The sequence below is a fragment of the uncultured Chitinophaga sp. genome (assembly GCF_937874145.1).
Classification (GTDB): Bacteria; Bacteroidota; Bacteroidia; order Chitinophagales; family Chitinophagaceae; genus Chitinophaga.
The window spans coordinates 20,316-34,017 of sequence record NZ_CALNBI010000206.1 but is presented as its reverse complement, the minus strand read 5'-3'; the positions used below and the strand labels follow the sequence as shown (position 1 = coordinate 34,017).

Genomic DNA, 13,702 nt, shown 5'->3' with positions numbered 1-13,702 from the left:
GGGCTTCTTCGGTGTCTGCTTCGATGTAATCGGTGATCCCGTTCACCAGGGCGTGGCTGAGCCTTTCTTCCACGGTGCCTTTGCGCCAGGTTTCATCCTTCTCGATCACTTTCCCTTTCGCTTTCACGGTTTCGGCGTAGGCGATGAGGCGTTCCGTAGCGTCTTCCCTGCGGTTGAGGATCGCGTCTTCCACGAGCTCGCGCATTTCGGGAGTGATCTCGTCATAGATCTGGATCATCCCGGCGTTCACGATGCCCATATCGAGGCCGGCGCGGATGGCGTGGAAGAGGAATACGGAGTGCATGGCTTCGCGCATCACGTCGTTGCCGCGGAAAGAGAAGGATACGTTGCTGACGCCGCCGCTGATTTTGGCGAGCGGCATGCGTTGTTTGATCTGGCGGCAGGCTTCGATGAAGTCTACCGCGTAGTTATTATGTTCTTCGATACCGGTGGCGATGGCGAAGATGTTGGGATCGAAGATAATGTCCTGCGGATCGAATCCTACGCGGTCCACGAGGATATCGTATGCGCGCTGGCAGATGGTGACGCGTTTCTCGAGGGTATCGGCCTGGCCGTTTTCATCGAAGGCCATTACCACAACGGATGCGCCGTAGCTCTGGCAGATGATCGCCTGTTCGATGAATTTTTCTTCCCCTTCCTTGAGGGAGATGGAGTTAACGATACATTTTCCCTGGAGGCATTTCAGGCCGGCTTCGATTACGCTGAACTTGCTGGAATCGATCATCACCGGGATGCGGGATATATCGGGCTCGGAAGCGAGGAGGTTGAGGAAGGTGGTCATGGCTTTTTCGCCGTCGAGGAGGGCGTCGTCCATGTTCACGTCGATGATCTGCGCGCCGCTTTCCACCTGTTGGCGGGCAACGGAGAGCGCTTCTTCGTATAGTCCTTCGCGGATGAGCCTTGCGAATTTTTTGGAGCCGGTAACGTTGGTTCTTTCACCTACGTTTAAAAAGTTGGTTTCGGGCCTCACGACGAGCGGTTCGAGGCCGCTGAGCCGCAGGAACGGCTTGATCGTATGTGTTGTACTCATGATGATATGCTCCCGGGCTTAAGCGAGAGTGGTTTCCACGACGGGGAGGGGCCGCGGGGTGATGTCCTTTACATGTTGAGCAATATGGCGGATGTGGTCGGGCGTTGTGCCGCAGCATCCACCAACGATATTTACAAATCCTTCGCGTGCGAAGTCTTCCAGGATGCAGGCTGTTTCGTGCGGAGTTTCGTCGTATTCCCCGAATGTGTTGGGGAGGCCGGCGTTGGGGTAGCAGGAAACGTAGCAGCTTGCGATCTGGGAGAGCTCTTCCACATACGGGCGCATCTGGTTGCCGCCGAGGGCGCAGTTGAGGCCGATGGAGAAGGGTTTCGCATGCATGACGGAAATGTAGAAAGCTTCGAGGGTTTGCCCGCTGAGAGTACGGCCCGACGCGTCGGTGATGGTACCCGAGATCATTACGGGCAGCTGCGGGCGGCCGGACTCGCGGAAATATTTCTTGATCGCGAAAATGGCGCCTTTGGCGTTCAGCGTGTCGAAGATCGTTTCAATGAGCAGAATATCTGCGCCTGCTTCCGTCAATGCCTTGATCTGGTCGTAATACGCATCCACCACTTCGTCGAAGGTCACGGAGCGGAAGCCCGGATTGTTCACGTCGGGCGAGATGGAGAGCGTTTTGTTGAGGGGGCCGATGGCGCCCGCCACGAAGCGGGGTCTGTCGGGATTGGCAGCATTGTACTCATCCACCACTTTCCGCGCGATCTTCACCGATGCGGTGTTCATCTCAGCGGCGAGATGCTGCAGGTCATAATCGGCCTGCGCGATCACTGTTGCGCTGAAGGTATTGGTTTCGAGAATGTCTGCTCCAGCTTCCAGGTATTCGCGATGGATGGCTTCGATGATATCGGGCCTTGTGATGGACAGCAGTTCGTTATTGCCTTTCACATCTGAATGGTGATTGGCGAAACGCTCTCCACGGTAATCGGATTCCTGTAATTTGTATCGCTGGATCATGGTGCCCATGGCACCGTCGATGATGAGGATGCGCTCTGCGGCGCACTGTTGCAAAGATTTCATGGCAATGACGTTTATTAGTTACACTTAAAGATGAAACCCGGGGCCGAACAATAAACAAATCCACCGTCGGGCATTTGCAAAGATAGAAAACTCCTACATAATAAATGAAAGTATGCATTCAGGCGCCACCCTATTCACCCCATGAGAAATTTTAACCACCATAACATGCTGTATCACAAATAAATACACAACACATCATCCCTCCTTCAAAAAATAATTTTGCACAGTCTATTTAGTCTACTATATTTGTAGGGTAATACAACGGAATCAGAAACAGAGACCAACCATTAAACGAATTGACGATGTTATTATTGGAAAGAACAACGGAACCGGATAGCCGCCCCAGGGCGTTCTCCTACCACTGCCGGCCGGCAGCAGGTTGCGGATATATGTGTGGATGCCTTTAACCCGCATCGCTAAACATATTCAGCAACCCGAAAAATTCTTGAAAAATGGACAATAATGATATCCGGCAGCTTAGCCGGCATCTCGCAAAGCTGGGCCTTGAACAGGTTGTAGCCGAGCGCACCGCTTCCGGCGGAGGATTCAGGATCGTGTACGTGAACCCGAACGCATCTGCAGCGCAGAATCCGGGTAAGTTCCGCCAGGAAAAACACAAAGCGAAGAAATCATCCTCTTAAGCTGTAGTTGACATAATGCAACAATTGCGTATTCATAACGTGGAATAGTTACCAGAGACAGGTGTTTTCGAACACCTGTATTTTTTTGCCCCTGCTCCAAACATCAATCATCCACCAACATCTAATTTCGCTCACCGGCAGGCAACAAAAATCCGCCCCGGCTTACAGCCGGGAATATCCCATCATTACTAATAAACTTACCGGCCTGCCCAGGCCAGGCAGCAGACGCTTAATTTAGTTTGAGGAGAAGCCCCCAGCACCGCGCGCCCGCAGGCTTCGATGGTGGCGCCGGTCGTCAGCACGTCATCTATCAATAACAAATGACTCCCCGCCGCCGGCAATGCGCCTTTCCAGGAGTAGCCGGAGGCCACATTCTCCCAGCGGTCCACCCGCGACCGCTTCGTTTGCGATCCACCTGCCGCTTCTTTGCGCACCAGTCCCTTTACCACTTTTGGCAAGCCCGGTACCGACGCTATCCCTTCCGCCAGCGCTTCCGCCTGGTTATACCCGCGCGTTCGCAGCCGCGCGGGGTGCAGCGGCACGGGCAATAAGCCGCTCCAGGCTCCTCCTGCCGGGTGCTCCCGCAACTGCAAACCCAGCTGCCGGCCCAGGTGCACCGCCACATCGCGGCGGCCGCCGTATTTAAACAAATGGATCAGCGACTGCAACCCCGACTGCCGGCCGAAAACGAATCCGGCCGAGGCAAACGCCAGCGGCACACGGCCTTCCAGCGCTTTCTCCACCGGGTTGCCCCTGATCGAATGAAAGCCCGACGCCGGCAACCGTAGCGAACAACGGACGCACAACAGCCGTTCGGAAGATGAAAGATCGCGCCCGCACAGCTCGCAGGCGTGAGGATAAAGCAGATGCAAAAGCGCATGCAGCATAAGAAGGGAGTTTTGGGTTAACAATACGGCAAAGCCCCCGGTCAGAAAAGCAACCGGTACACTTCGTCCACCCGCCCGAGCGGCACCACTTCGATGTTCATCTTACTGAAATCGAGGCCTTTCTTATTATACCGGGAGATGAATATTTTTTCGAATCCGAGTTTTTCCGCCTCCGCAATGCGCTGTTCGATACGGTTCACCGCCCGGATCTCGCCGCTGAGGCCCACTTCGCCCGCGAAGCAGACTTTATGGGAGATGCCCACATCTTCGTACGACGACAGCAGGGCGCACAGCACCGCCAGGTCGATAGACGGATCCTCAACGCGCAGTCCTCCCGCGATGTTGAGGAATACATCTTTTACGCCGAAGTGGAAGCCGCCGCGTTTTTCGAGCACGGCGAGCAGGAGCTGGAGGCGCCGCAGGTCGAAGCCGGTGGCCGTGCGCTGCGGGGTGCCGTAAACGGACTGCGTGACCAGCGCCTGCACTTCCACGAGCATGGGCCGGAGCCCTTCGATGGTGGCGGCGATGGCAACGCCGCTGAGCATATCGTCGCGCTGGGAGATGAGGATTTCTGACGGGTTGCTCACCTGCCGCAGGCCGGCGCCGGTCATTTCATAAATACCCAGCTCGGCGGTGGAGCCGAAGCGGTTCTTGATGGTGCGGAGGATGCGGTACATATAATGCTGGTCGCCCTCGAACTGGAGCACGGTGTCAACGATGTGTTCGAGGATTTTCGGTCCGGCGATGGAGCCGTCTTTTGTAATGTGCCCGATGAGGAAAACGGGTGTATTGGTTTCCTTGGCGAACCGTTGCATTTCGGCGGCTGTTTCGCGGATTTGCGAAACGCTTCCGGGCGCGGATTCGATCAGGGGAGATTGCAGTGTTTGAATGGAGTCGATGATAACCAGTTGTGGTTCGAGCTTTTTGATTTCCTGGAAGATCGTTTGCGTGGAGGTTTCCGTCAGCAGGTAAAATTCTTCGTTTTGAATCTGCAGCCTGTCGGCCCGCATTTTGATCTGCTGTTCGCTTTCTTCGCCGCTGACGTACAGCGTGCGCACACCTTTAAGTAAGAGTGCGCTTTGCAGGAACAGCGTGGATTTCCCGATGCCGGGCTCACCGCCGACGAGCACGAGCGAGCCGGCTACGATGCCGCCGCCGAGTACGCGGTTGAGTTCGTTGTCGGGCGTGAGCAATCGCTTTTCTTCCATCGTTTCCACATCGGTGAGATGTATCGTTTTCGGCAGCCGCGCATCTTCCGATTTCCAACCTTGCTGGCGCAACGGCAATTCTTTTTGCACCTTTTCTTCGACGAACGTGTTCCATTGATTACACGCAGGACATTTTCCGGTCCATTTCGCTGATTCATATCCGCAGTTCTGACAAAAAAAAGCTGTTTTGATTTTGCTCATGGAACAAAATAAAGGCAAAAAAAATTGGTGTGGGAAAATTGGATCTCCGCAAAAATGAGAAAAGAGCCAACGGAAGATTCCGCTGACTCTTTCTACTTACTAACCCATTAAATTCAGGACTAAATTACTAAATGAGATGAGAATAAAAAAGTTTATTTAATGGATGTTGATAACTTTTAAAGTGTTAATTCTTTTGGCAGTCTGTGGGCTGGAACCCCCTATTGGTGCCTATTTCGCTTGCAGTTCATTTTCGGGCAACATTCGTAAAACCTTGATAGCGAGGGACGCTAAAGCGGATAAATACATATGATTTTTTGAATATATTATGAATATTAATAAATTTGCATATGAGCTCCGGAAATCGGAGAAATTACCCGTTTTTGCGCCAAACTGTCAGTGTTAAATTTCGGAAAAAGGGCAAATCCGGACAATTTCATCCACCTTTAGGCCGGCAGGCTGCCAGCGGACCGACTGGCCGGGGATTTGATAGGAAATCAGTACATTTACACTAACAGCATTAAAACAAACCAGGACTCAGATGACACCATCAATCATGATAATTTCCCTCATTTTCGTAGGGATCAGTGCTTTGGTCAGCTGGCGCTTGCGGAGCAAGTTCAAGCAGTACAGCGAGGTTCCGACATCGTCGGGGCTGACCGGGAGGGAGATCGCGGAAAAGATGCTCCGCGACAATGGCATCCACGATGTTAAGGTTTTATCCTCCGAAGGCTTCCTCAGCGACCACTATAACCCGGCAAATAAGACCGTAAACCTCAGTCCGGACGTGTACAACTCCGCGTCTGTGGCCGCTGCGGCGGTGGCTGCCCACGAATGCGGGCACGCCGTGCAGCACGCAACCGCTTACCCCTGGCTCCAGTTCCGGTCCAAAATGGTACCGGCGGTGCAGGTGAGCTCTTACCTGGTGCAGATCGTGCTGATCGCGGGTATTTTGCTCGTCCAGATGTTCCCTAACCTCCTGCTGGTGGGTATCGGGCTCTTCGCGGTGACCACCCTGTTCTCGGTTGTGACGCTCCCGGTGGAGTTCGACGCGTCCAAACGGGCCCTGGCCTGGCTGGATACGGCGGGTATTACTTATAAGAAGGAGCACGACCAGGCGAAAGACGCGCTCTGGTGGGCGGCGATGACCTACGTGGTAGCGGCGGTATCTTCCGTAGTGATCTTATTACAATATGTAATGATATATCTGGGCGCAACCCGCCGGGATTAATCGGAAAGACATAACAGCAATAGCAGAAGGGCCGGGCAACCGGTCCTTTTTGCTGCCCTGAAACGCTTGAAAATCAAGGGAAAAGTTGGTCGATTAAATCAATGATACAAATTCTTTATTGAATATCAACAACTTACAACACCCCTTCCAAAAAAAGCCTTCCCATTTGCTGGTTATTATCAAATATCAACTTAGCTTTGCACTCCCTGTAATGGGGGAGACTTTAATTTTTATTATCAATAAGCAATGAATACTTTAAGTTTCAAAACAAAATCTGCTAACGACGCTTACGTAAAGCGTGACTGGTATGTAATTGATGCTACCAATCAGACTGTGGGCAGAATGAGCGCCAGGATCGCTGCAATCCTGCGGGGCAAGAACAAGCCTTACTACACTCCTCATACCGATTGCGGGGATAACATCATCGTGATCAACGCTGAGAAGGTTGTATTTACAGGTAACAAGATGAACGACAAGGAATACCTGACGTACTCGGGTTATCCCGGCGGCCAGAAAGGCGAGATCGCTAAGGACCTGCTGAAACGCCGTCCGGAAGTGGTGATCGAGCGTGCTGTAAAAGGTATGCTGCCGAAGAACCGCCTGGGTCGTGCCATGTACAAAAAACTCTTCGTTTACGCCGGTGCCGAGCATCCGCATGCCGCTCAGCAACCGAAGTCTTTAACTTTCTAATATCGCCTGAATAATGGAAAAACAAAAAAATACTATCGGCCGTCGTAAGGAAGCAGTTGCCCGCGTATATGTGAGCAAAGGTACCGGCACCATCCTGGTGAACGACAAAGATTATAAAACATATTTCGCGCTGATCTACCTGCAGAACCAGGTAGAAGCGCCTTTCAAGACCATTGACGCGCTGGACAAGTTCGATGTTAAGGTGAATGCACAAGGTGGTGGTATCAAAGGTCAGGCTGAAGCTGTGAAACTGGGCATCGCCCGCGCACTGTGCGAGATCAACCCCGAGTTCCGCCCTGCCCTGAAAGCTGCAGGCCTGCTGAAACGCGACCCGAGAGCAGTTGAACGTAAGAAACCCGGTAAAGCTAAAGCTAGAAGAAGCTTCCAGTTCTCTAAACGTTAATGATTGTATCATTCAATTCTTGACCATCAATTCGACAAAAACAACATGGAAAATAATACTTCATTACAGCAGCAGTTACTGGAAGCCGGTGTACACTTCGGTCACCTGAAGAAGAAGTGGAACCCCAAGATGCTGCCTTATATCTTCGCTGAGAAGAAAGGTATTCACATCATCGACCTGAACAAAACCGTTGAAGGTCTGCAGGAGACAGCCGCTGCGCTGAAATCCATCGCCAAAAGCGGTAAAAAGATCATGTTCGTTGCTACCAAGAAGCAGGCGAAAGAAATCGTTGCCGAAGCTGCAAAGCGCGTGAACATGCCTTATGTAACTGAGCGCTGGCTCGGTGGTATGCTCACCAACTTCGCCACGATCCGCAAGAGCGTGAAGAAGATGCAGAGCATCGAGAAAATGCTGGCCGACGGCACTTTCGACAACATTACCAAGAAAGAGCGCCTCACGCTCTCCCGCGATAAGGACAAAATGGAAAAAGTGCTGGGCGGTATCGCTCAACTGGCACGTGTTCCGGCTGCCCTGTTCATCGTAGATATCAGCCACGAGCACATCGCACTGGCTGAAGCAAAACGCCTCGGCATCTCTACCTTCGGTATGGTGGACACCAACTCCGACCCCACCAAGGTTGACTTCGCTATCCCCGCGAACGACGACGCAACCAAATCCATCGCCATCATCGTTAGCTACATCGCTGCAGCTATCGCAGAAGGCCTGGCTGAGCGCGCCGTTGAAAAAACTGACGAGGTTGAAGAAGAAGAAGCCGACAACAAAGTTCGCAAGTTCGAACTGGAAGGTGGCGACGAGCGCGGTGAAAGAGGTCGCAGACCTGGTGGTCCCGGCGGTCAACGCGGTCCTGGTGGCCCCGGCGGTCGTGGCGGTAACAACAGCCGTCCTGGTGGCGGTGGTGGTCGCAGCGGCGGCGGTAACCGTCCCGGTGGTGGCGGCGGTCGCTCCGGCGGTAATCGTCCTGGCGGCGGTGGCGGATTCCGCCCCTCCGGTGCAGGCAGACCCGGTCCTGGCAGATAATCTCTGACTAAGTCAACAAATAATACCGTGAATCGTGAATGACCCAAATCGTTCACGATTCACGGTTATAAGATCTCCCTAAGGAGAATTTCATCAAACGTTAACATATAAACGAATTATATACAATGGCAACAATTACAGCAGCTGATGTAAATAAACTGCGTCAGCAAACCGGAGCCGGTATGATGGATTGCAGAAAAGCACTCGTGGAAACTGACGGCGATTTCGAAAAAGCAGTAGACTATCTGCGCAAGAAAGGCCAGAAAGTAGCCGCTCTCCGCTCCGACCGCGAAACCAAAGAAGGCGTTGTAATCGCAAAAACTACCGCCGACAATAAAGCCGGTGTGGTGGTGCTGCTGAGCTGCGAAACCGACTTTGTGGCCAAGAACGAAGACTTCGTGAAATTTGCCCAATCCATCGCCGACCTGGCGCTGGCTAACAATACCCAGACTGTTGAAGAGCTGAACGCAGCTCCCCTCGACGGCGCTACCGTTGCCGACAAGGTAAACGACCAGGTTGCGAAAATCGGTGAGAAAATCACCCTGAGCCGCTTCGAAAGAGTGGACGCAGCCAGCGTAACCGCTTACATCCACGGTAACTACCGCATGGGCGTACTGGTTGGTTTCAGCAAGCCTGTTTCCGAAGAAACCGGTAAAGACATCGCTATGCAGATCGCGGCTATGAGCCCCATCGCTATCGATGCCGACGGTATCGCTCCCGAAACCATTGCCCGCGAGAAAGAAATCGCTGTTGAGCAAATCAAGGCCGAAGGCAAACCTGCTGAAATGGCGGAGAAAATCGCTGCCGGCAAAATCAACAAATTCCTGAAGGAAAGCACCCTGCTGGGCCAGGCTTTCGTTAAGGACGGCAACAAATCCGTAGGTGACCACCTGAAATCTGTAGATGCAGAACTGAAGGTGTCCAGCTTCAAACGCGTAGCTTTAGGTTAATCGCTTTTAGCAAAATATAGAGGAGAGAATGAAAATTTCTCTCCTTTTTTTTGCCTTTACGATAACAGGGGATAATTTTGAGGCAGATTTGTATATTTAACAAAATCTGCGAATTACTCATAATCATAGTTGACATGTTGCCAAAGTACAAACGAATCCTGCTCAAACTGAGTGGTGAATCTCTGATGGGAGATAGTAATTATGGAATTGACCCGAAGGTAATTTCCCAGTATGCCCACGATATCAAATCGGTTACCGACCTTGGCGTTCAGGTGGCCATCGTGATTGGCGGGGGGAATATCTACCGGGGGATGAATGAAGCAGAAACCGGGATCGAACGTGCGCAGGGCGACTATATGGGCATGCTGGCTACCGTTATCAACGGTATGGCCATGCAGAGCGGCCTGGAGAAGGTGGGTATGTATACCCGCCTGCAATCGGCCATTAAAATGGAGCAAATCGCGGAACCCTATATCCGCCGCCGGGCAATCCGTCACCTCGAAAAGGGGCGTGTCGTGATTTTCGGTGCCGGTACCGGGAACCCCTACTTTACCACGGATACCGCCGCATCGCTCCGGGCGATTGAGATCCAGGCGGACGTGATCCTCAAAGGCACCCGTGTAGACGGTATTTACACCGCGGACCCTGAAAAGGACCCGAGTGCCACCAAATACGAATCGATTACCTTCTCTGAAGTATACCAGAAATCCCTGAATGTAATGGATATGACGGCATTTACGCTCTGCCAGGAGAATAAGCTGCCGATCATTGTATTTGACATGAACAGGCCCGGCAACCTGCTTCATGTAATTATGGGCAGGAACGTTGGAACCCTGGTGAAAGGGTAACCAAAAATATAAGCCGTGGCCCAGCGCTACGGGGAAGTAAAAGTGAGCCAGGGAGCAGCAGCTTCAGGGCTCACTTTTTTTTGTGGGAGGCATTACAAATTTGCAATCCCCTCATTCCTGCAACGCGTCTGTTCAGGCGCGTAATATCATGACAATTATTGTTCATTTTGTGAACAGCCTGCGGGAACGATTCCCGGCGCACTTTTTGCCTCAAAATGGCAAGCCGGCATCACTTTGTGCCCGGAATGAACAAAATGAACAAGGTTGCTCAATTTCAACTGAATATCGCGCGCCCCAAACCGGATGTTTGGCACCGCCAATCGAATTAGCAATGCATGTTTTGAAAACAGGCAGCGAGCAAATGCAAGCCAGCCGTACATTCAGGATGAACAGATATGCCTATGAAAAATCCTTTGGTGCGAATCTCACAAACACACCGGCCGGGCCCCTTCCCCGGGTTATACAAGATGTTCCCGATGCATCGGTCCATTATTATAACAATGCGTTACTGCACAAACTGGAGGGCAGAAAAGCCATCCTCCGGATAACCTGGCGAATACCATATCCCACCCGACAATCATGGTTTTACGCAGGGTGTAAAACTTCTAGCCTGGGGAAGAATCCACGGGCCTCAACATTATGTCCATTTACTGTTGCATTAGAATTAAAACTTTTATAGCATATGGTGTAAAGCCAGGAGAAGACTCCCCAGGCATGCATTTCAACATTCGACAATTAAACTGTGCAACATTATGGTCCTGTCACATGGTCAATAAATCATTGTACTAAATAAAAAGCGCTTTGCGGGTAGGTTATTTTACTTGTAAAACGGTATTCTTTGCGGCCGCATGCAATAAAATGGCCGGGGAAGAATCCCCGGCCCGAAGTTGCTAGTTTAAGTCTAACCCCAGTTTGTAATAGCTTTTAGTGCGGACGCGCCGATATGTTTGCGCAAAGTAATTTAAATGTCCTGGCGACAACCCTGTCTTTAACTTGCCCGGGGAGGAATCCCCGGGCCCAAATATCCATTGGACGAAATCAATGCTTTACAAAAAAGATTACTACGAAAAAACGTATTGCCTGGAACGAGCCTCGCGCGGATGTCCAATTTTTATTGTCATTTAGTTTCAAATACCTGAATATGCCCCGGGAAGACTCCCAAGGCCTTTCGCATCATCCAAACGAGTGAATCAGAATATGTTAAGCGACCATCTGGCCTGCGTTTTTTCGACATCGGATTATCATTCCCCGTTCTTGTCCTCTTCGCCTGACGAATGCCTAACCCGGAGAAGAATCTCCGGGGATCTTTTAAAAGTCAAAGAATCAGTATTGCATGCATTCAGCAACAGCCTCCTGCACACAATGATGTAGGTGAGTCTGTTGTTACTGCGCACCACCATGCTTTCCGGCCAGGATCATAAACCGCCCGGGGAAGACTCCCCTGGCCTTCAAATTGTCCGGCATTTGCGTTGTGGATTGCAAAGTGTCGTGTTTTCAGTCCAACATGCCCGGAGCCAATACAATAGAATTGCCGGGGAAGACTCCCCTGGCATCATTTTGCGTTAACCGATGAGATTCTACAACCCCGTAAAAATCTACCCTCGGTTGATTTGCTTGTGAAATGAGCCCGGGGAGGAATCCCCAGACCGGTAATATGGAAAATGTATGTATTTGACCTATCCTAACCAGGTTTCAAATTCGTTTGTTGACAGTATCAATGAACTGCCTGGAGAAGAATCCCCTGGCAGGTATTTCTGTTACAGTATAACTGCAATAATCAGACATACACCATATAATAACTTTCTAACCCTTGCAGGTTACCTCCTTTCAAAGAACTTATATCCGGGTTTTCGGGAGAGTTGCCCGGAGAAGAATCTCCAGGCCATACCATTACCCATTCGCATGGGACACTAATACCCACATGTAAACCCGTTAATAATCCGTCAATTCCTTCCCTTCCATGGTGCAAGCACCCTTGCAGGGGAAGGCCTGAATATTCTTGCAACCTTCCAGATCAGCCAATATATCATCACCACGATGGCGGTGTAGTTGTACCCCCTTCCCGGAGCATGTTATAAATCTGAGGCCTGAGGAAGAATCCTCACCTCGTTGATAGCCTTTCAAATGGTCGCATCCGTAATGCCCTTGTTTGTTACAATCGTATACATTCCAATCCGGCATGGCTTTCCCAATCCCGCTGCATGAACAGTCGAGTGAATGTGCGATCGCGCCTGCCTGCATAGCATTCCCATAAACGCTGGAATATTCAAACGAATGGGAGAACTCCCGTAAACATGCAATCTTCTCCGCAGCCTGGTTACGTGTAAAGCTTACCCGTTCCCGTTTACTTTCGCAAACGAGTGAGTGCGCAGGGCTTCCATGCCAATTGTAAAAATTATTTAGGGCCTTCTTCCCAGGGACGGCGGCGGAACCAGGTTGGTCCTTTAATAACTATCCGCGGCAATTTCTTTTCCTTCTCTTCCGGGGCTACGTAACCGTTGGGAAATGCCTCCTCAATGCTGGTGAGGCGCGGTACCGGTATGCCTTCCGGAGGTTCTCCGCTGCCATAAAACCACGCGCTGGAATACCGGTAAGCTTCATGTTCACCGCAGAGCTCCGAACGATAAGGCATTTCATGCATGGCTTTCAACATTTTGATCGCCGTTTCCTGGTTCTTTATCTCGATACGGATCTTTTCCTTAGCCCAGAACTGGTAAATCCGGTCCTTCAGCTTGCTCCGGTGTATCTCCAGCTCGTCCGGATTTCGCTTCCTGATATTGTACTTAATCATTTTTGAAACATACCGCAGTATGTGCTGGCGGGCGTTCTTGCCTTCCCATAGCGGCCGTTGCCGGCACATAACGTGGAATTCTCCATCCATCAATAAGTAGCCAAACAACCAGATACGTTCCTGGGCCACCATAAAAGACAAGCTCTCCAGCACAAAACGCTTGTGGACGTCTTCACTCAGTAAAGATTTCTTGAGGCTGCAGGCAGTAATCAATGTCAGCTTACCTGCAGTACCAGGGCTTTGTAGTGCCATAATATGTATGGGGTTTTGTTAAAAAATACGAAGTCTGTAAACACGGCATTTCTCCAGCTTTCTCCGCGCGCCCGGCGCCGGCTGTGCGGCAAAGACATTTGCCTCTGCCACACAGTTCCCGTGCACCTCATCGGGATAACAAATCAACTGGTGAAAGGCGGATCTTCTTCATTCTATACATCATGCATTTATTTTAAAATGTCTAAGAATAACAAACATATTTGCATCATTCAGCGGCATGGCTTTCCTCTGCCGGATGCGCAGGCGCCCCGCTTCCTGTGGGCACACTACGTGCTGGCAGCCTGTACAGGCCACTGTTTGATTTGAAAAGCCTTGTTGTTTGATCGGGACCGGCCTATTTGCCGGATTCATTTCCCCAGGGGCTAACACACTAACGTCTTCGTGCCCACACTCTCAAATTGATACTCTTATAATCACCTTGACATTCGGCGTGTCAAACAATGAGTGCAATTTAGGGG

General features: G+C 51.2%; 13 protein-coding genes. 8 read left to right on the top strand and 5 right to left on the bottom strand.

Features of this window, described 5'->3' with window-relative positions; all coding sequences use genetic code 11:
- A partial coding sequence (locus Q0510_RS09715) for a dihydropteroate synthase (protein ID WP_298710484.1) occupies positions 1-1,051 on the bottom strand: 1,051 nt, incomplete at its 3' end.
- An 18-nt stretch (positions 1,052-1,069) separates the two neighbouring features.
- Positions 1,070-2,086, bottom strand: a complete 1,017-nt coding sequence (locus tag Q0510_RS09710) for a homocysteine S-methyltransferase family protein (protein WP_298710482.1) — start codon at positions 2,084-2,086, stop codon at positions 1,070-1,072.
- Positions 2,087-2,538: 452 nt separating this feature from the next.
- Here Q0510_RS09710 and Q0510_RS09705 point away from each other — a divergent pair, with 452 nt between their 5' ends.
- On the top strand, positions 2,539-2,727 hold the full coding sequence (locus Q0510_RS09705; RefSeq protein ID WP_298710479.1) for a hypothetical protein: 189 nt from the start codon (positions 2,539-2,541) through the stop codon (positions 2,725-2,727).
- 197 nt (positions 2,728-2,924) lie between these two features.
- Here Q0510_RS09705 and Q0510_RS09700 read toward each other — a convergent pair whose 3' ends face one another.
- Entirely contained in the window at positions 2,925-3,614 is a 690-nt protein-coding gene (locus tag Q0510_RS09700; RefSeq protein ID WP_298710477.1) for a ComF family protein, read from the bottom strand.
- Positions 3,615-3,655: 41 nt separating this feature from the next.
- A complete protein-coding gene (radA, locus tag Q0510_RS09695) occupies positions 3,656-5,023 on the bottom strand; it encodes a DNA repair protein RadA (protein WP_298710475.1) in 1,368 nt (455 codons plus the stop codon).
- 553 nt (positions 5,024-5,576) lie between these two features.
- Between radA and Q0510_RS09690 the strand changes: the two genes are divergently transcribed.
- From Q0510_RS09690 to Q0510_RS09660, 7 genes are all read left to right on the top strand, one after another.
- A complete protein-coding gene (locus tag Q0510_RS09690; protein WP_298710473.1) occupies positions 5,577-6,251 on the top strand; it encodes a zinc metallopeptidase in 675 nt (224 codons plus the stop codon).
- A gap of 246 nt (positions 6,252-6,497) precedes the next feature.
- A complete protein-coding gene (gene rplM / locus Q0510_RS09685; protein ID WP_298710471.1) occupies positions 6,498-6,941 on the top strand; it encodes a 50S ribosomal protein L13 in 444 nt (147 codons plus the stop codon).
- A 13-nt stretch (positions 6,942-6,954) separates the two neighbouring features.
- Positions 6,955-7,344 carry a 30S ribosomal protein S9 gene (gene rpsI / locus Q0510_RS09680; protein ID WP_298710469.1) on the top strand — a complete coding sequence of 130 codons (390 nt, stop codon included), beginning with the start codon at positions 6,955-6,957 and terminating at the stop codon, positions 7,342-7,344.
- Between the two features lie 3 nt (positions 7,345-7,347).
- Positions 7,348-8,382, top strand: a complete 1,035-nt coding sequence (gene rpsB / locus Q0510_RS09675) for a 30S ribosomal protein S2 (RefSeq protein ID WP_298710466.1) — start codon at positions 7,348-7,350, stop codon at positions 8,380-8,382.
- 125 nt (positions 8,383-8,507) lie between these two features.
- The gene (gene tsf / locus Q0510_RS09670) at positions 8,508-9,332 is read left to right on the top strand and encodes a translation elongation factor Ts (RefSeq protein ID WP_298710464.1); all 825 of its coding nucleotides are present in this window, start codon (positions 8,508-8,510) and stop codon (positions 9,330-9,332) included.
- A 134-nt stretch (positions 9,333-9,466) separates the two neighbouring features.
- Entirely contained in the window at positions 9,467-10,180 is a 714-nt protein-coding gene (pyrH, locus tag Q0510_RS09665) for a UMP kinase (protein WP_298710462.1), read from the top strand.
- A gap of 148 nt (positions 10,181-10,328) precedes the next feature.
- Positions 10,329-10,859, top strand: a complete 531-nt coding sequence (locus Q0510_RS09660; protein ID WP_298710460.1) for a hypothetical protein — start codon at positions 10,329-10,331, stop codon at positions 10,857-10,859.
- A 1,716-nt stretch (positions 10,860-12,575) separates the two neighbouring features.
- Here Q0510_RS09660 and Q0510_RS09655 read toward each other — a convergent pair.
- Positions 12,576-13,223, bottom strand: coding sequence for a hypothetical protein (locus tag Q0510_RS09655; RefSeq protein WP_298710458.1), 648 nt, complete (start codon positions 13,221-13,223; stop codon positions 12,576-12,578).
- Positions 13,224-13,702 lie beyond the last annotated feature (479 nt).